Source organism: Micromonospora sp. WMMD730, assembly GCF_049178955.1.
GTDB lineage: Bacteria > Actinomycetota > Actinomycetes > Mycobacteriales > Micromonosporaceae > Micromonospora > Micromonospora wenchangensis.
Window position 1 is genome coordinate 5,097,455 of record NZ_JBMHML010000002.1, and the last position, 20,846, is coordinate 5,118,300.

The 20,846-nt window shown below is 74.8% G+C and carries 2 protein-coding genes; both read right to left on the reverse strand.

Annotation, left to right across the window (positions count from 1 at the left end):
- Nucleotides 1–4: 4 nt before the first annotated feature.
- The gene (locus tag ACN265_RS21870) at nucleotides 5–16,021 is read right to left on the reverse strand and encodes an SDR family NAD(P)-dependent oxidoreductase (RefSeq protein WP_421409206.1); all 16,017 of its coding nucleotides are present in this window, start codon (nucleotides 16,019–16,021) and stop codon (nucleotides 5–7) included.
- Nucleotides 16,022–16,080: 59 nt separating this feature from the next.
- Nucleotides 16,081–20,844: a type I polyketide synthase gene (locus ACN265_RS21875; protein WP_421411579.1), complete on the reverse strand. Its 4,764-nt coding sequence runs from the start codon at nucleotides 20,842–20,844 to the stop codon at nucleotides 16,081–16,083.
- Nucleotides 20,845–20,846 lie beyond the last annotated feature (2 nt).

A 20,846-nucleotide genomic window follows, 5' to 3' on the forward strand; every position in this document is an offset into this window, starting at 1 on the left:
GTCGTCACTGCGCGATCCAGTCCCGTACCACCCCGGCGGTCGTGGCGACCTGGCCCTCCATCATGGTGAAGTGGTCGCCGGGCACCTCCCGGAGCGTGTGCGGGGTCTCCCAGGTGGCCCGCCACCCGTCGTCGTCCCCGCCGGCCACGATGGACTCCTGCGGCCGGACGAAGAGCACCGGCGTGTCGATCTCCTCCACCGGGCAGCTCTGCAACAGCCGGACGTAGCGGCCCATCGCCGACAGCCGGGCGCTGCTGAACTCGCCGAAGGTGGCCTCCCGGTCCAGCAGCGAGTCGAGCATGTGGGTGAAGAACGTCGCCGTGGTGCTGCCGGTGGTGAGGTAGGTGTCCAGCAGCACGACCCCGGCCGGGCCGCGCCCCTGCCGCTCCAGCTCACCGGCGGTGGCGTGGGCGAACAGCCCGCCGGAGGAGTAGCCGACGATGACGTACGGACCCTGCTCGGCGATCGGGCGGACCATCTCGGCGAAGACCCGTACCGCCGCGTCGGCGGAGGCGGGCAGGCTCTCGTCCCGGCCGAAACCGGGCACCGGCAGGGTCCACACGTCCCGGGTGCCGCCGAACTCGGCGGTGAACCGGGCGTACTGCTGGTCGCCGCCGAGTGCCATCGGCGACGGGAAGCAGATGATCGCCGGCCCCTGGTCGCCCCGGGCGAGCCGGCGCGGGGCGGGGACCTGCGGCAGGTCGGCGGGCCCGTCGAAGGTGGGCCGGATGTCGGCCACCGCGTACAGCAGGGACAGGCCCTGCTGCACCCGGCCGCTCTTGACGGCGGTGCGGAACAGCGCGCTCATCGTGTCGGCGGCGGCGTCGGGCGTGCCGGCCCGCTCCTCGGCCGGTGGCGCGGCCAGCTCGGTGCGCAGCAGCGCGGCGAGTTCGTCGACGCTGCCGTGGTCGAAGACCACCCCGGTGGCCAGTCGCAGCCCGGTCGCCTCGTTGAGCGCGGTGCGCAGCTCCATCGCGGTGAGCGAGTCGAAGCCCAGCTCGACGAAGCGCAGCGCCGGGTCGAGGTCGTCGGCACCGCCGTGGCCGAGCACGGCCGCGGCGCGCGAGCGGACCAGGTCGGCCAGCAGCGCCTGCTGGCCGTCGGCGTCGAGCCCGCCGAGGGTACGCCGCAGCGCCGCCGGGTCGGGCCGGTTCGTTGCCGACGCGGCCCGCCGGGTCGGGGTGACCAGGGCCCGCAGGATCGCCGGCACCTCGCCGCCCGCCGGGGTGCCCAGGTCGGCCTTGACCGGGACGAGCACCGCCTCGGTACGGGCCAGCGCCGCGTCCAGCAGGGCCAGCCCCTCCGCGGTGGACATCGGCAGCACCCCGCCCCGCGACATCCGGGCCCGGTCGGTGCCGCCGAGGTCGTCGGCCATCCCGCCGCCTGCCCACGGCCCCCAGGCCAGGGACTGGGCGGGCAGCCCGGCGGCCTGCCGCGCGCCCGCCAGCGCGTCGAGGAAGGCGTTCGCCGCCGCGTAGTTGCCCTGCCCCGGGCCACCGAGCACGCCGGCCGCCGAGGAGAACAGCACGAACGCGGTGAGGTCCGCGTCGCGGGTCAACTCGTGCAGGTGGGTGGCGGCGTCGACCTTGGGGCGCAGCACCGCGTCGAGGCGGTCCCGGGTCAGCGACGGGATGATCCCGTCGTCGAGCACCCCGGCGGCGTGCACCACCCCGGTCAGCGGGTGCCCGGCGGGCACCCCGGCGAGCAGCGCGGCTACCGCGTCCCGGTCGGCCAGGTCGCAGGCGGCCACGGTGACCTCCGCTCCCCGGGCGGTGAGGTCGTCGCGCAACGCGGCCATTCCGTGGGCGTCCGGCCCGCGCCGGCTGGCCAGCAGCAGGTGCCGCACCCCGTACGTGTCGACCAGGTGCCGGGCGACGAGCCCGCCGAGGGTGCCGGCGGCCCCGGTGAGCAGGACGGTCCCACCCTCGGTGAAGGCGCTGCCGGGGGTGTCGTCGGGCGCGGTGGCGGGCACCAGCCGGGCGGCGTGGGCGACGCCCTCGCGGACGACGAGCTGCGGTTCGCCGCCGGCCAGCACCGCCGGGAGCGCCTGGGCCGACCCGTCGTGGTCGTCGAGGTCGACCAGGACGATCCGCCCCGGGTTCTCCGACTGGGCGGACCGGACCAGACCCCAGACCGCCGCGGCGGCCGGTTCGGTGACCCGGGTGCCCTGCGCGCCGTGGGTGAGCACCAGCAGCCGGGACGACGCCAGTCGCTCGTCGGCGAGCCAGCCCTGCAGCAGGGTGAGCAGCTGACCGGTGGTGTGCCGGGCACCGGCGGCGAGGTCCCGGGAGTCGGGCTGGACGCTGGCGACCAGCACCACGTCCGGCGCGGCCCCGCCCGTGTCCAGGGCGGCGGTGAGGGCGTCCAGGTCGGGGTGGGTCTCGGCGAGCAGGCCGACGGTGTCGAGCGCGGCGGCCACCTTGAACTCGTCGACGCCGACCAGCGCCCACCGGCCGGTGGCCGGGGTGGCGGGCAGCGGCACCGGGGTCCAGTCGACCCGGTAGAGGTGGTCCTGCCGACCGGTGCGGGCGGCGGCGAGCTGGGACGTGTCGATCTCCCGCAGCACCAGCGAGTCGACCCGGGCGACGGGTGCGCCGCTGTGGTCGGTGAGGGTGAGGGCGACCTCGTCGGGGCCGGCGGGGGTGACGGTGACCCGCAGCGCGTCCGCCCCGGTGGCGTGGACGGTGACCCCGGTCCAGGAGAACGGGACGCCGGGCCGGCCCTCGCCCCGGCTCAGCCCGACGGCGTGCAGGGCCGCGTCGAACAGGGCGGGGTGCAGGTGGAACCGGTCGGCGTCGAGCACGTCGGCCGGGAGCGCCACCTCGGCGTACACCTCGTCGCCGTGCCGCCAGGCGGTCCGCAGGCCCTGGAAGACCGGGCCGTAGACCAGTCCGGCGTCGGCCATCCGCTCGTAGATCCCGTCGACGTCGACGGGGGTGGCGGCGGCCGGCGGCCAGGCGCTCGCCGGGTCGGCCGGTGCAGCGGCCGGGGGCAGGGTGAGCAGGCCGGTAGCGTGCCGGGTCCACGGCGCGTCCCGGTGCCGGGAGTAGACGGTGACCGGCCGGCCGCCGTCCTCGCCGGGTGCGCCGACGGCCACCTGCACCTGGACGCCGTCGTCGTCGGGGACGACCAGTGGCGCCTGGAGGGTGAGTTCGGCCAGCCGGCCGCAGCCGACCTGGTCCCCGGCCCGGACGGCGAGTTCGACGAGTCCGGTGCCGGGCAGCACGATCGTGTCGCCCAGCGTGTGCTCGGCCAGCCACGGGTGGGTACGCCGGGACAGCAGGCCGGTGGCGATCAGCCCGTCGGTGTCGGGCAGGGTGGTGACTGCCGACAGCAGCGGGTGCCCGGCGTCGAGCAGCCCGGCGGCGGTGACGTCCCGGTCCGCGCCGGTGTCCTGCATCCAGTAGTGCTGGTGCTGGAAGGCGTAGGTGGGCAGGTCGACGGGCCGGCCACCGGGGTTGACGGCCGTCCAGTCGAGGTCGACGCCGCTGATCCACGCCTGCGCCATCCCGGTGGCGTACGCGGCCACCTGCTCCCGGTCGCGACGCTGCAACGCAATCGCCACCGCGTCGTCGACGCAGTCGGCGACCATCGCGGTGAGCACACTGTCCGGCCCGATCTCCACGAACCGGGTCACCCCACGCGCCGCGAGAGCAGCCACCGCGTCAGCGAACCGGACCGTGCCCCGCACCTGACCCTGCCAGTAACCGACCGAACCGAGTTCGTCGTCGCTGGCCAGGTCACCGGTCGCGGTCGACACCAGCGCGATGCCCGCCGGGCTGGCGGTGACCCCGTCGACGACCTGCCCGTACTGGTCGAGCATCGGGTCCATCAGGTGCGAGTGGAACGCGTGCGACACCCGCAACCGACGCGTCTTCACCTCCAGGGACGCTTCCAGGGCGGCGATCTGCTCCTCCGTCCCCGACACGACGACCGCGCGGGGGCCGTTGACGGCCGCGACGTCGATGTCACCGAGGTCCAGCTCGGCAAGCGGCGCGGCGATGGCCAGCATCGCGCCACCGGCGGGAAGGGCCTGCATCAGACCACCCCGGGCTGCGACGACCCGGCAGGCGTCCTCCAGGGACCAGACACCCGCGACGTGTGCGGCGGCCAGCTCACCGATCGAGTGCCCGGCGACGAAATCGGGCTTGAGGCCCCACGACTCCGCCAGGCGGAACAGGGCCACCTCGACCGCGAACAGAGCCGGCTGCGTCCACCCCGTCTGGTCCAGTACACCGTCCGAATCGGTGAACATCACCTCCCGCAGGTCACCGTCGAGCAACGGCGCGAACGCGGCACACACCTCATCCAATGCCTGCGCGAACACCGGGAAGGCTTCCGCCAGCTCACGACCCATCCCGACGCGCTGCGCGCCCTGACCGGTGAACAACACCGCCGTACGACCGCTGGTGATCCGACCCGACAGACCGCTGCCCGAGGTCAGGGCCTCCAGGGAAGCGGCCAGGTCGGCGGCCGTACCACCGACGGCGACCGCCCGGTGGTCCAGGGCCGCCCGACCGACGGCCAGCGAGTGCCCGACGTCGACCGGCCGTTCGTCGGTCAGGAAGTCACGCAGGCGGCCGGCCTGGGCGGTGAGGCCGGTGGTGGAGCGGCTGGCGAGCGGCCAGAGCACCACGGCCGGCGCCGGCGTCGGTTCGGGTGCCGCGACGGGCTGCGGGTACTCCTCGACGATGACGTGGGCGTTGGTGCCGCTGATGCCGAACGACGACACCGCCGCCCGGCGGGGGTGGCCGTTGGCGGGCCAGTCGACGGCCTCGGTGGCGAGCCGTACGTCACCGGAAGACCAGTCCACGTGCGGGCTCGGCGCGTCCACGTGCAACGTACGGGGAACCACCCCGTGCCGCATCGCCAACACCATCTTCATCACACCCGCCACACCGGCTGCGGCCTGCGTGTGACCCAGGTTCGACTTCACCGAACCCAACCAGAGCGGCTGCTCCCGATCCCGACCGTACGTCGCCAGAATCGCCTGCGCCTCGATCGGATCACCCAACGTCGTGCCCGTGCCGTGCGCCTCCACCACATCGACCTCGGCGGCCGACACCCGGGCGTTGGCGAGGGCCTGCCGGATCACCCGCTGCTGCGCCGGCCCGTTGGGGGCGGTGAGGCCGTTCGACGCGCCGTCCTGGTTGACCGCCGAGCCCCGGACGAGACCGAGGATCGTGTGTCCGTGCCGACGGGCGTCGGAGAGGCGTTCGAGCACCAGCACGCCGACACCCTCGGACCAACCCGTCCCGTCGGCCGCCGCCGCGAACGGCTTGCACCGACCATCCGGCGCCAACCCCCGCTGCCGCGAGAACTCCACAAACGTCTCCGGCGTCGCCATCACCGTCACCCCACCGGCCAACGCCAGATCACACTCACCCGACCGCAACGCCTGACCCGCCAGATGCATCGCCACCAACGACGACGAACATGCGGTGTCCACGGTGACGGCGGGGCCTTCGAGGCCGAGGGTGTAGGCGATCCGCCCGGAGACGACGCTGCCGGCGCTGTGCCCGGTCACGTAGTCGTGGTACATGAGACCGGCGAAGACACCGGTGGCGGAGCCGCGTACCGAGGAGGGGTCGATGCCAGCCCGCTCGAACGCCTCCCAGGAGACCTCCAGCAGCTGCCGCTGCTGCGGGTCCATCAGCACGGCCTCGCGGGGCGAGATGCCGAAGAAGGCCGGATCGAAGCCGGCCGCGCCGGGCAGGAACCCGCCCTGGTCGGCGTAGCTGGTGTCGGGGCGGGTGCTGGTCGGGTCGTACAGCCGGGCCAGGTCCCAGCCCCGGTCGGTGGGGAAACCGTCGATGGCGTCGACGCCGTCGGCGACGAGCCGCCACAGGTCCTCCGGGGAGGACACCCCGCCGGGGTAGCGGCAGGCCATCCCGACGATCGCCACCGGCTCGTCACCGAACACCGTGGTGGCGCTCTGTCGCTCCTGCGGCACGTCGAGCGCGCCGCTCAGCTCGCCGTACAGGAACCCGGCGAGGGCCACCGGCGTCGGGTAGTCGAAGATCAGGGTGGCCGGGAGCCGCAGGCCGGCCGCCGTGGAGAGCGCGTTGCGCAGCTCGACGGCGGTGAGCGAGTCGAAGCCGAGGCTCTGGAAGGTGCGGTCCGCCTCGACCGCGTCCGGGCCGGCGAGGCCGAGCACGGCGGCGACGTGGGTGTGCACCAGGTGCCGGACGGCACCGGCCCGCTCCTGCTCCGGCAGGCCGGCCAGCCAGTCGCTGCCCGCCCGGTCGACGGCGCTGGCGGCGGTGGCCGTGCGCCGGGTCGGCCCGGTCAGGGCCCGGAACACCGGGGGCAGCCGGTCGCCGAGCGTACGCAGCGTCGGCACGTCGAGCCGGGCCGGAACGAGGGTGGCCGGCCCACCGGCGACGGCGGTGTCGAGCAGCGCCAGCCCGTCGGCGGTGGTCAGCGGCAGCACCCCGCCCCGGGACATCCGCTCCCGGTCGGCGTCGGCGAGCCGGTCGGTCATCGCCGAGCCCCCGCCCCACAGGCCCCACGCCAACGACACCGCCGGCAACCCGGCGGCCCGACGGGTGGCGGCGAGCGCGTCGAGGAACGCGTTCGCCGCCGCGTAGTTGCCCTGCCCCGGCGCGCCCAGCACCCCGGACAGCGACGAGAACAGCACGAATGCCGACAGGTCCCGGTCCCGGGTCAGCTCGTCGAGCAGCCACGCCGCGTCCACCTTGGGCCGCAGCACCGCCGAGACCCGCTCCGGGGTCAGCGACGACACCACGCCGTCGTCGAGCACGCCTGCGGTGTGCACCACGGCCGACAGGTCCGGAACGTCGGCCAGGACGGCGGTCAGCTGGTCCCGGTCGGCCACGTCGCAGGCGACCAGGTCGACCCGCGCGCCGGCGGCGGTCAGCTCGGCGACGAGGTCGTCGGCACCGGCGGCGGCCGTGCCGCTGCGCGACAGCAGCAGCAGCCTCGGCACGGCGTGCGCCGTCACCAGGTGCCGGGCCACGGCCGCGCCGAGGGCACCGGTCGCGCCGGTGACCAGCACCGTGCCGCTGCCGTAGAGCGGGGCGTCCGACGGGGTCGCCGGGAGGGTCCGGCGGACGATCCGGGGCACCCGGACGACGCCGTCGCGGATCGACACCTGCGGGTCGCCGGCCGCCAGGGCCGCCGGCAGGACGTCGTCGGGCCGGTCGGCGTCGGCGTCGACGAGCAGGATGCGGTCGGGGTTCTCCGCCTGCGCGGAGCGCAGCAGCCCCCAGACCGCCGCGCCGGCCAGGTCGGTCACGTCGTCGCCGACGGCGTGGCGGGTGAGGACGACAAGCGGCGCGGGGTCGTCCCCGGCCAGCCAGCGCTGGGTGACCGCGAGCACCCGGTGCACCTCGGCGTGCACGTCGGCGGTGCCGCCGGCCCGCAGCACCACCGCGTCGGCGGAGCCGCCGTCGGTCGAGCCGGTCGGGGTGGCACCGACGGTGTCGGGGTGCCAGATCCAGGTGGTGGCGGTCGGGGTGACGGTGACCGGTTGCCAGTCCAGGCCGAAGAGCGCGTCGGCGACGCCGGCGCCGGCGGTGACCTGCACCGGGCGGAGCACCAGCGACCGTACGGTGGCCACGGGCGCGCCGACCGCGTCGGCGACGGCGATCCGGACCCCGCTGCCGGCCGGGGTGAGCCGGACCCGCAGGCTGGTCGCGCCGGTGGCGTGCAGCGTCACCCCCGACCAGGCGAACGGCAGGCCCCGGGGGGTGTCGCCGTCGGCGCGGGTGAGGACGTGCAGGCCGGCGTCGAACAGGGCCGGGTGCAGGCCGTAGCCGTCGCTCTCCGTACCGTCGGGGAGGTCGACCTCGGCGAAGAGTTCGTCACCGGCCCGCCAGGCACGGCGTAGGCCCTGGAAGACGGGACCGTAGTCGAGGCCGCCGGTGGCGAGGTCGTCGTAGAGACCGGCCAGCGGCAGCGGCTCGGCGTCGGCGGGGGGCCACGCGGTGAGGGCGACGCCGGGGGTGTCCCCGGCGGTGAGGACGCCGGTGGCGTGCCGGGTCCACGGGACGTCGTCGCGTTCCCGGGAGTGCACCAGGACGGCCCGGCGGCCGGTCGGGTCGGGCGTCTCCACGGCGACCTGCACCTCGACGCTGCCGGCGGCGGGGACGACGAGCGGCGCGTGCAGGGTCAACTCGTCGAGCAGGCCGACGCCGACCTGGTCACCGGCGTGGATGGCGAGTTCGACGAGGCCGGTGCCGGGGAACACGACGGTTCCGCCGACGGCGTGGTCGGCGAGCCACGGGTGGGTGTGCAGCGACCACCGGCCGGTGAAGACGACGCCGTCGGTGTTGGCCAGCGGCACGGCGGCGTCGAGCAGCGGGTGGGTGGCGGCGAGCAGGCCGGCGCCGACGAGGGCCGGGTCGTAGAGCCAGTAGTGCTGGCGTTGGAAGGCGTAGGTGGGCAGGTCGACCTGCCGGGCGGCGGGGTGGATGGCCGTCCAGTCGAGGTCGACGCCGGTGGTCCACGCCTGCGCCATCCCGGTGGCGTACGCGGCCACCTGCTCCCGGTCGCGACGCTGCAACGCAATCGCCACCGCGTCGTCGACGCAGTCGGCGACCATCGCGGTGAGCACACTGTCCGGCCCGATCTCCACGAACCGGGTGACCCCACGGGCCGCGAGGGCGGCGACCGCGTCGGCGAACCGCACGGTCCCCCGCACCTGACCCTGCCAGTAACCGGCGCTACCCAACTCGGCATCGGTGGCGAGGTCACCGGTCGCGGTCGACACCAGCGCAATGCCCGCCGGGTTCGCGGTCACCCCGTCGACGACCTGCCCGTACTGGTCGAGCATCGGATCCATCAGGTGCGAATGGAACGCATGCGACACCCGCAACCGACGCGTCTTCACCTCCAGGGACGCTTCCAGGGCGGCGATCTGCTCCTCCGTCCCCGACACGACGACCGCGCGGGGGCCGTTCACCGCCGCGACGTCGATGTCACCCAGGTCCAACTCGGCAAGCGGCGCGGCGATCGCCAACATCGCCCCACCCGCCGGAAGGGCCTGCATCAGACCACCACGGGCCGCCACCACCCGACACGCGTCCTCCAGCGACCACACCCCGGCCACGTGCGCGGCGGCCAGCTCACCGATCGAGTGACCCGCAACGAAGTCGGGCTTCAACCCCCACGACTCCGCGAGACGGAACAGGGCCACCTCGACCGCGAACAACGCCGGCTGCGTCCACCCCGTCTGGTCGAGAACACCATCCGGATCGGCGAACATCACCTCCCGCAGGTCACCATCCAACAACGGACCGAACGCGGCACACACCTCGTCGAGGGCAGCCGCGAACACCGGGAACGCTTCCGCCAGGTCACGCCCCATGCCGACGCGCTGCGCACCCTGACCGGTGAAAATCACCGCCGTACGACCGGTGGTCAGGTGGCCGTGCACACCCTGGCCGGCGGCGAGGGCACGGAGACCGGCGACGCCGTCACCGACGGCCACCCCCCGGTGTTCCAGGGCCGCCCGGCCGGTGCCGAGGGTCAGCGCCACGTCGGCGGGGTTCAGATCGGCGTCGGCGAGGAAGTCGGCGAGGCGGGCGGCCTGGGCGGCGAGGCCGTTGGCCGACCGGCCGGACACCGGCCACAGCGGCACCGGCGTCGGGGCCGGCGGGGCGGGCGGCGCGCTTTCGGGGGCCTGTTCCAGGATCAGGTGGGCGTTCGTGCCGCTGATGCCGAACGACGACACCGCCGCCCGACGGGGCCGGTCCAGCGCCGGCCAGCTCACCTCGTCGGTGGCGAGCCGCACCTCGCCGGAAGACCAGTCCACGTGCGGGCTCGGCGCGTCCACGTGCAACGTACGCGGCACCACCCCGTGCCGCATCGCCAACACCATCTTCATCACACCCGCCACACCGGCCGCCGCCTGCGTGTGACCCAGGTTCGACTTCACCGAACCCAACCAGAGCGGCTGCTCCCGATCCCGACCGTACGTCGCCAGAATCGCCTGCGCCTCGATCGGATCACCCAACGTCGTGCCCGTACCGTGCGCCTCCACCACATCCACCTCGGCCGCCGACACCCCGGCGTTCGCCAGGGCCTGCCGGATCACCCGCTGCTGGGAGGGACCGTTCGGGGCGGTCAGCCCGTTCGACGCGCCGTCCTGGTTCACCGCCGAACCGCGAACCACGCCCAGCACCCGGTGCCCGTTGCGCACCGCGTCGGACAACCGCTCCAACACCAGCACGCCGACACCCTCGGACCAACCCGTCCCGTCGGCCGCCGCCGCGAACGGCTTGCACCGACCATCAGGCGCCAACCCCCGCTGCCGCGAGAACTCCACAAACGTCTCCGGCGTCGCCATCACCGTCACCCCACCGGCCAACGCCAGATCACACTCACCCGACCGCAACGCCTGACCCGCCAGATGCATCGCCACCAACGACGACGAACACGCCGTGTCGACCGACACCGCCGGCCCCTCCAGCCCGAGCGTGTACGCCACCCGGCCGGTGACGACACTGCCGGCGCTGTGCCCGGAGACGTAGTCGTGGTACATCACCCCGGCGAACACGCCGGTGGACGAGCCGCGCAGGGTGCCCGGGTCGATGCCGGCCCGCTCGAACGCCTCCCACGACACCTCCAGCAGCAGCCGCTGCTGCGGGTCCATGATCACCGCTTCGCGGGGGGAGATGCCGAAGAAGACCGGGTCGAACTCGGCGGCGTCGGTGAGGAACCCACCCCTGTCCACGTACGTGGTGTCGGGGCGGGTGCTGGTCGGGTCGTACAGCCGGGCCAGGTCCCAGCCCCGGTCGGTGGGGAAACCGTCGATGGCGTCCGCGCCGTCGGCGATCAGCCGCCACAGGTCCTCCGGCGAGGTGACGCCGCCGGGGTAGCGGCAGGCCATCCCGACGATCGCCAGCGGCTCGTCGTCGGCGACGGTCGTGGCGACCTTCCGGACGGCGTCGACGCCGTCCGGGCCGGCGATCTCGCTGAGCAGGTGCCGGGCCAGGTCACGCGGCGACGGGTAGTCGAAGATCAGGGTGGCGGGCAGCCGCAGGCCGGTGGCGGCGGAGAGCCCGTTGCGCAGTTCGACGGCGGTGAGCGAGTCGAAACCCAGCTCCTGGAACGCCCGACCGGCGTCGATCCGTTCGGCAGAGGCGTGCCCGAGCACCGCCGCCACCTGGCTGAGGACCAGGGCGGTCGCGGCACGCTCGCGTTCCTCGGTGGACAGTGCGGCGAGGTCCGCCGCCCACCCGGTGGTGACGCCGGCGGCGGCCCGGGCGGCCGTCCGCCGGGCCGGGCGGACCAGGCCGTGGAACGGCAACGGCAGGTCCTCGCCGAGGGTACGCAGGGCGGCCAGGTCGAGCCGGGCCGGCACCGCGGTCGGGTACGGGTTGGCCACGGCGGCGTCGAGCAGGGCCAGCCCGTCGGCGGTGGCCAGCGGCAGCACCCCGCCCCGGGACATCCGCTCCCGGTCGGCGTCGCCGAGCCGGTCGGTCATCGCCGAACCCTCGCCCCACAGGCCCCACGCCAACGACACCGCCGGCAACCCGGCGGCCCGACGGGACACCGCCAACGCGTCGAGGAACGCGTTCGCCGCCGCGTAGTTGCCCTGCCCCGGCGCACCCAGCACCCCGGACAGCGACGAGAACAGCACGAACGCCGACAGCTCCCGGTCGCGGCTGACCTCGTCGAGCAGCCACGCCGCGTCCACCTTGGGCCGCAGCACCGCCGACAGCCGGGCGGCGGACAGCGACGACACCACGCCGTCGTCGAGCACGCCTGCGGTGTGCACCACCGCCGACAGGTCGGGGCGGGCGTCGAGGAGCGCCGTCACCTGCGCCCGGTCGGCCACGTCGGCGGCGACCAACTCGACCTGCGCGCCGGCTGCGGTCAGCTCGGCGACCAGGTCGTCGGCCCCCTGCGCGGCGGGGCCCCGGCGGGACACCAGCAGCAGCCGGGTGACCCCGTGCGTCGTCACCAGGTGCCGGGCCACCGCCGTGCCGAGGGCACCGGTCGCGCCGGTGACCAGCACCATGCCGGTGCCGTAGAGCGGGGTGTCCGGGGTGGCCGGCTCGACGACCTGACGGGTGAGCCGGGGCACCGAGACCACACCGTCGCGGACCCGTACCTGCGGCTCGCCGGTGGCCAGGGCCAGCGCGAGCGTCCCGGCCACGTCGGCGGCCGGGTCGGTGTCGACCAGCAGCAGCCGGTCGGGGTTCTCGGCCTGCGCCGAGCGGAGCAGACCCCAGACGGCCGCCCCGGTCAGGTCGGTCCCGTCGTCGCCGACGGCAAGCCGGGTGAGCACCACGAGCCGGTGGGTGTCGGGGCCGGCCAGCCACTCCTGCACCAGGCCAAGGACCCGGTTCACCTCGTCGTGCACGGCTTGCGGGCCGGCGACGTCCCCGGCGCTGCCGGCGGTCAGCACCAGCAGGTCCACGGCGGGGGTGGCCGGCGCGGTGCCGGTGGCCGGGTGGTGGGCCCAGGCGGGGACGACCGTGCCGGTGGGGGTGCCGATCTCCTGCCAGGTCAGGTCGAACAGCGCGTCGGCGACCCCGCCGGGGCGGGTCACCTGGACGGGCCGCAGCACCAGCGAGTCGACGGTGGCGACGGGTGCGCCGACCGCGTCGGCGACCGCCACCCGTACCCCGGAGCCGACCGGGGTGAGCCGGACCCGGACGCCGGCCGCGCCGGTGGCGTGCAGGGTCAGGCCGGTCCAGGCGAACGGCAGGCCCCGGAAGGTGTCCCCGTCGGCGAGGCCGAGGGCGTGCAGGCCGGCGTCGAGCACGGCGGGGTGCAGGCCGAACCCGTCGGCGTCCACCCCCTCGGGCAGGGTGACCTCGGCGAAGAACTCGTCGCCGCGCCGCCAGACCCGGCGCAGGCCCCGGAACACCGGGCCGTAGACGAGGCCGCCGGTCGCCAGGTGCTGGTAGAGGTCGTCGGTGGGCACCGGCTCGGCGTCGGCCGGCGGCCACTGGGTGAGTGCGGTCCCGGTGGTACGGGGGCCGGGGGCGAGCACCCCGCTGGCGTGCCGGGTCCACGGGGCGTCGGTGTCGGCGCTGCGGGCGTACACCTGGAGGGTGCGGGTGTGGTCGGTGCCGGCGGGGCCGACGACGACCTGGAGCTGGACGCCCCCGTGTTCGGGCAGGACCAGCGGGGCTTCGATGGTCAACTCGTCGACGGTCTCGACGCCGACCTGCGCTCCGGCGTGCAGGGCGAGGTCGACGTAGCCGGTGCCGGGGAAGACCACCGCGCCGTCGACGGCGTGGTCGGCGAGCCACGGGTGCCGGTCGAGGGAGAGCCGGCCGGTGAGGACGGCCCCGTCGGCGTTGGCGAGGGTGACGGCCGCGCCGAGCAGCGGGTGGTCGGCGGAGTCCAGGCCCATGGCGGTGGCGTCACCGGGGTCGGCCGTGGCGTCCAGCCAGAACCGCTGGTGTTGGAAGGCGTAGGTGGGCAGGTCGACGGTCCGGCCGCCGGGGTTGACGGCCGTCCAGTCGAGGTCGACGCCGCTGATCCACGCCTGCGCCATCCCGGTGGCGTACGCCTCGACCTGCTCGCGCTTGCGGCGCTGGAGCGCGATGGCGGTGGCGTCCTGCACGCAGTCGGCGACCATCGCGGTGAGCACACTGTCCGGCCCGATCTCCACGAACCGGGTCACCCCACGGGCCGCCAGAGCGGCCACCGCGTCGGCGAACCGCACCGTGCCGCGCACCTGCCCCTGCCAGTAACCGATGCTGCCCAACTCGGCATCGGTGGCGAGATCACCGGTCGCGGTCGACACCAGCGCAATGCCCGCCGGGTTCGCAGTCGCGCTCTCCACGACCTGCCCGTACTCGGCCAGCATCGGGTCCATCAGGTGCGAGTGGAACGCGTGCGACACCCGCAACCGACGCGTCTTCACCTCCAGGGAGGCTTCCAGGGCGGCGATCTGCTCCTCCGTGCCGGACACGACCACCGCGCGGGGGCCGTTCACGGCCGCCACGTCGATGTCGCCCAGGTCCAGCTCATCGAGCGGCGCGGCAATGGCCAGCATCGCCCCACCCGCCGGGAGGGCCTGCATCAGACCGCCCCGGGCCGCGACGACCCGACAGGCGTCGTCGAGAGACCAGACACCGGCGACGTGCGCGGCGGCCAGCTCACCGATCGAGTGCCCGGCGACGAAGTCAGGCTTCAATCCCCAGGATTCGGCCAGGCGGAACAGGGCCACCTCGACCGCGAACAACGCCGGCTGCGTCCACCCCGTCTGGTCGAGAACACCGTCCGGGTCGGTGAACATCACCTCCCGCAGGTCACCGTCCAACAACGGCCCGAACGCCGCACACACCTCGTCCAACGCCTGCGCGAACACCGGGAAAGCTTCCGCCAGGTCACGACCCATCCCGACCCGCTGCGCACCCTGACCGGTGAACAACACCGCCGTACGGCCGGCGACGGTCCGACCCGACAGGCCACCGCCGGCCGCCAGGGTCTCCAGGCCGGCCACGTCGTCACCGAGCACGACACCCCGGTACGCGCCGGCGGCCCGGGTGGTGCCCAGCGAGAACCCGACGTCGACCGGACGCTCGTCGGTGAGGAACTCCCGCAGCCGGGCGGCCTGCCCGGCGAGCGCCGCCGCCGACCGGCCGGACAGCGGCCAGAGCACCACCGGCGGCTCGGCGGTCTCGTCCGGCGCGACGGTCTCCACCGGGGGTGCCTGCTCCAGGATCACGTGCCCGTTGGTGCCGCTCACCCCGAACGACGACACCCCGCACCGGCGCGGCTGGCCGTGGTCGGGCCACTGCCGCGCCTCGGTCAGCAGCTGCACGGTGCCGGCGGACCAGTCGACGTGGGTGGACGGCTCCCCCACGTGCAGGCTCTTGGGCAGGACGCCGTTGTGCAGCGCCATCACCATCTTGATCACGCCGCTGACGGCGGCGGCGGCCTGGGCGTGGCCGATGTTCGACTTGACCGAGCCGAGCCAGAGCGGCCGGTCCGCCGGCCGGTCGCGCCCGTACGTGGCGATCAGCGCCTCCGCCTCGATGGGGTCACCGAGGGTGGTGCCGGTGCCGTGCGCCTCGATCAGGTCGACGTCGCCGGAGGTGAGGCCGGCGTTGGCGAGCGCCTGGAGGATGACCCGCTGCTGGGCCACCCCGTTGGGGGCGGTGAGCCCGTTGGACGCGCCGTCCTGGTTGATCGCGGAGCCCCGGATGACGGCGAGTACCCGGTGGCCGTTGCGCTGGGCGTCGGAGAGGCGTTCCAGCAGCAGCATGCCGACGCCCTCACCCCAGCCGGTGCCGTCGGCGTCGTCGGAGAAGGGCTTGCAGCGGCCGTCGGAGGCGAGCCCCCGCTGCCGGCTGAACGCGACGAACGCGCCGGGCGTCGACATGACGGTGACGCCACCGGCCAGGGCCAGCCCGCACTCCCGTTGCCGCAGCGCGTGCGCGGCGAGGTGCAGCGCGACGAGCGACGACGAGCAGGCGGTGTTGACGGTGACGGCCGGCCCCTCCAACCCGAGGCTGTACGCGACCCGGCCGGAGATGACCGCTCCGGAGCTGCCGGTGCTCATGTACGCCTCGACCGGCTCGGGCAGCACGGTGAGCCGGTCCCAGTAGTCCTGGCCGCCGCAGCCGACGAAGACACCGACCGGGCCGCCCCGCAGCGTGTCGGGGTTGATGCCGGCCCGCTCACACGCCTCCCAGCTGGCCTCCAGCACCAGCCGCTGCTGCGGGTCCATCGCCAGCGCCTCGCGGGGCGAGATGCCGAAGAACTCGGCGTCGAACTCGTCGGCGTCGTGGACGAACCCGCCCTGTTGGACGTAGCTGCTGCCGGCGGTGTCCGGGTCGGCGTCGTAGAGGGCGGCGGTGTCCCAGCCCCGGTCGGTGGGGAACTCGCCGATGGCGTCGACGCCGTCGGCAACCAGCCGCCACAGGTCCTCGGGTGAGTTGACCCCACCCGGGTAGCGGCAGGCCATGCCGACGATCGCGATCGGGTCCTGCTCCTGCGACTCGACCTCGCGCAGCCGCTCCCGGGTGCGGTGCAGATCGGCGGTGACCCGCTTCAGGTACTCGAGGAGCTTCTCTTCGTTCGCCATCCGAACCTCACCAAACTCGTTGCCAGCGGGACACGTTGCTCCGGGAGCGCGGTGGCGGCTCAGGTCATGCCGAGTTCCTTGTCGATCAGGTCGAACACGTCGTCGGCGGAGGCCGTTTCGAGCCGGTCGACGAGGGTGGCGCCGGTGGTGGTGCTGAGCGTCTCGTTGAGCTTCGCCAGCAGCGACTGGAGCCGGGCGGTGACCCGGTTGCGTTCGATCTCCTCCGGCGTCAGGCCGGCCACGGTGACCTCCAACCGGTCCAGCTCGGCGAGCAGGCCGCCGGCGGTGTCGCCGGTGTAGCCGAGTTCGGCCCGGAGCTGGTCGGCCAGGGCGGTCGGGTTGGGGTGGTCGAACACCAGGGTGGCGGAGAGCCGTACGCCGGTGGCGGCGCTGAGCCGGTTACGCAGCTCGACGGCGGTCACCGAGTCCATGCCGAGTTCCTTGAACGCGCGCTGCGGCTCGACCAGGTCGGCGTCGCCGTAGCCGAGGACGGCGGCCACGTTGGTGCGGACGGTCTCCAGCAGCAGGGCGCGCTGCTCGGCCTCGGACAGCGTGCCGAGCCGGTCGGCGAGCGCCGACGACGACCCCGCCTCGGTGGCCTCGGCGGCCTCCGGTGCGGCGTCGGGCAGTTCGGCCAGCAGCGGCCGGGGCCGGGCCAGGGTGTAGATGGGGCCGAACCGGGCCCAGTCGATGTCGGCGACGACGAGGTGACTCTCGTCGTGGTCGAGGGCCTGTCCGAGCGCGTCGACGGCGAGCCGCGGGTCCATCACGCCGACACCGAGCCGGTCGAGGTGCGCCCCGACCTCGCCGCCGGCCATGCCACCGCCGCCGCCCCAGCTGCCCCAGGCGACCGAGGTGGCGACCGCACCCCGACTGCGCCGGCGGTGCGCCAACGCGTCCAGGTACGCGTTCGCCGTCGCGTAACCCGCCTGACCGGCGCTGCCCCACACCGCCGCACCGGAGGAGAACACCACGAACGCGTCCAACGGCCGGTCGGCGGTCAACTCGTCGAGGTGCACCGCACCGAGCACCTTCGCCCGGCACACGTCGGCGAAGTTGTCGAGGGCGGTCTGCCCCAACGGCACCTCGGGGTGCAGCACCCCGGCGGCGTGGAAGACGGCGGTCAGCTCGTCACCGAGGTCGGCCAGCAGCGCGGCGACGGAATCCCGGTCGGCCACGTCACACGCCACCACCTCGACACCCGGATGCCGGGCCATCAGCTCCGCCGCGCCCGGGGCGTCCGGGCCGCGTCGGCTCGCCAGCACCACCCGCTGCGCGCCGTTGCCGACCAGCCATTCGGTGACGTGCCCGCCGACCCCGCCGGTGCCGCCGGTGACCAGGACGGTGCCGGCGGGTCGCCAGCGCCGTTCGGGTGCCCCGGTCACCGGACGGCGGACCATCCGGCGGGCCAGCGTGCCGGCCGCCCGCAGCGCCACCTGGTCCTCGCCGCCGCCGGTCAGCACGTCGGCCAGCCGGTCGACGGTCTGCGGCGTCCACTCGGCGGGCAGGTCGACCAGGCCGCCCCACCAGCCGGGGTAGTCGAGGGAGAGCACCGTGCCCAGGCCCCACAGGGCACCCTGGGCCGGGTCGGTGACCGGCTCGAACCGGTCCACCCCGACCCCGCCGGCGGTGACGCACCAGAGCCGGCCGCTGAAGTCGGACGCGGCCAGCGCGTGCACCAGCGACACGGTGGCGGTGATCCCGGCGGACAGGCCGACGCCCAGCGGGTCGGGGCCGTCGTCCAGGGCGAGCAGGGAGAGCACCCCGGCGGGGGCCTCCCGGCCGGCGTGGTCGGTGCCGGTGACGGTGACCACCTCGGCGCCCCGGGCGGCCAACCCGTCGGCGAGCGTACGCAGCCGCTCGTCGCCGGCCAGCGCCGCCGGGGCGACCACCCACCACACGCCGCTGAGCTGCCCACCGGTGGGCACCTCGGTCGGCCGCCACACCACCCGGTACCGCCAGCCGTCCACGGTGGCGACGTCGCGCTGCCGGGACCGCCACGACGTCAGGCCGGGCAGCACCTCCCCGACCAGTGCGGTGTCCACGCCGAGGCCGTCGGCGAGCAGGTCGACGTCGGCGCGTTCCACGGCGTCCCAGAACCCGGCGTCGGTGCCGCCGCCGGTCGGGGCGGCGACGGTCGGCGCGATCCAGTAACGCTCGTGCTGGAAGGCGTAGGTGGGCAGGTCCGCCCGGCGGCTGCCGGGCAGGGCGACGGCCCAGTCCACGTCGACGCCCCGCACGTGCAGCTCGGCCAGGGAGGTGAGCAGCCGGTCCAGGCCGCCGTCGTCGCGGCGCAGGGTGCCGGTGACCACCGTCGGGCGGTCCGCCGACTCCAGCGTCTCCTGCATCCCCATGCCGAGCACCGGGTGCGGGCTGACCTCCACGAACCCGGTCCAGCCCTGCCCGGCGAGAGAGCGGATCGCCGGGTCGAACCGGACCGTATTGCGGAGGTTGTCGTACCAGTAGCGGGCGTCGAGGGTGGCGGTGTCCACCCAGTCGCCGGTGACGGTGGAGAGCATCCGGATCGTCCCGGTCTTCGGGTTGATCGGGGCCAGGTCCTCCAGCAGCCGGTGTTCCAGCAGCTCCACCTGCGCGGAGTGCGAGGCGTAGTCGACGGCGACCTGCTTGGCCCGGATCCCCTCCCCGGTGAGCTCGGCGACGAGTTCCCGCAGCGCCTCCGGGGTGCCGGAGACCACCACCGAACCCGCGCCGTTGACCACGGCGAGGGAGATGTCGCCCGCCCACCGGGCGATCCGCTCCTGCGCCCGGTCGGCGGGCAGCCCGACCGAGACCATGCCGCCCCGGCCGGCCAGCTTCTCGCCGATGGCCCGGCTGCGCAGGGTCACCACCCGTGCCCCGTCGGCCAGGGAGAGTCCGCCGGCCACGCAGGCGGCGGCGATCTCACCCTGCGAGTGGCCGACCACCGCGTCGGGTTCGACGCCGTAGCTGCGCCAGGTGGCGGCGAGGGAGACCATCATCGCCCACAGGGCGGGCTGGACCACGTCCACCCACTCCAGGGAGGGTGCGCCGGGCACCCCCCGGACCACGTCCAGCAGGTCCCAGTCGACGTACGCGCGCAGTTCGGCGGCGCAGCGGCCCATCTGCTCGGCGAAGACCGGCGAGGAGTCCAGCAGCGCGGCGGCCATGCCGACCCACTGGGCGCCCTGGCCGGGGAAGACGAAGACGACCCGACCGGCGGCGTCGGCGGTGCCGGTGACCGCGGTGGGGGCGGGCAGCCCGTCGACGACCGCGTCGAGTGCCGTCCGCAGCTGCGGCAGGTCACCGCCGAGCACCACGGCCCGGTGGTCGAGCCGGGCCCGACCGGCCAGCGTCCGCCCCACGGCGGCCGGGTCGGCCGGTACGGCGTCCAGGTGCGACAGCAGCCGCCGCGCCTGGGCCCGCAGTGCCCGGTCGGTGTGCCCGGAGAGCACCCACGGCAGCACCGCCGGGGTGGCCGGCTGCTCGTCCTCCTCGGCCGGGGCCACCTCTTCGAGCACGACGTGGGCGTTGGTGCCGCTGATGCCGAAGGAGGAGACCGCGCAGCGGCGGGCGTGGCCGGTCTGCGGCCAGTCCACCGGCTCGGTGAGCAGTTTGACCGTCCCGGGCGACCAGTCGATCTCGCCGCTGGGCTCGTCGACGTGCAGGGTGCGGGGCAGTACCCCGTGCCGCATCGCCTGCACCATCTTGATCACGCCACCGACACCGGCGGCGGCCTGCGAGTGGCCGATGTTGGACTTGAGCGAACCGAGCCACAGCGGCCGGTCGGCGGGCCGGTCCCGGCCGTACGTGGCGAACAGCGCCTGCGCCTCGATCGGGTCGCCGAGCCGGGTGCCGGTGCCGTGCGCCTCGACGGCGTCGATCTCCTGGCCGGCGAGCCGGGCGTTGGCCAGCGCGGCCCGGATGACCCGACGCTGGGAGGGGCCGTTGGGGGCGGTGAGGCCGTTGGACGCGCCGTCCTGGTTGATCGCGGAGCCCCGGATGACGGCGAGCACCGGGTGCCCGTTGCGGCGGGCGTCGGAGAGCCGTTCCAGCACCAGCGACCCGGCGCCCTCGGCCCAGCCGGTGCCGTCGGCGGCGGCGGCGAACGACTTGCACCGGCCGTCGAAGGACAGCGCCCGCTGCCGGGAGAACTCGACGAACGCGTCGGGGGTGCCGATCACGGTGACCCCGCCGGCGACGGCGAGCGACGACTCCCCGGAGCGCAGCGACTGGCAGGCCCAGTGCAGGGCGACCAGCGACGACGAGCAGCCGGTGTCGACGGTGACCGCCGGCCCCTCCAACCCGAGGGTGTACGACAGCCGGCCGGACACGATGCTGCCGGCGCCCCAGCTGTTCGGGTAGTCGTGGTAGACGACGCCGGTGAACACGGCGGTGGGGCTGCCCTTGAGCGACAACGGGTCGATGCCGGCCCGCTCCAACGCCTCCCAGGACGTCTCCAGGAACAGCCGCTGCTGCGGGTCCATCTCGGCGGCCTCGCGGGGCGAGATGCCGAAGAAGGTCGGGTCGAAGGCGGCGGCGTCGTAGAGGAAGCCGCCGTCGCGGGTGTAGCTGGTGCCGGGGTGGTCCGGGTCCGGGTCGTAGAGCCGGTCGAGGTCCCAGCCCCGGTCGGTGGGCATGCCGGAGATCGCGTCGGTGCCGGCCGCGACGAGGTCCCACAGGGCCTCGGGCGAGTCGACGCCGCCGGGGTAGCGGCAGCCCATGCCGACGATGGCGATCGGTTCGGCGGCGCGCTCCTCGATGTCGCGGAGCCGCTCGCTGGTCTCGTGCAGGTCGGCCGTGACCCGCCGCAGGTAGTCACGAAGCTTCTGTTCGTTGGACATCAGGA

Coding starts and splice junctions, on each gene's coding strand:
- ACN265_RS21870 (WP_421409206.1), bottom strand. CDS start 16,021: ATGGCGAACGAAGAGAAGCTCCTCGAGTACCTGAAGCGGGTCACCGCC.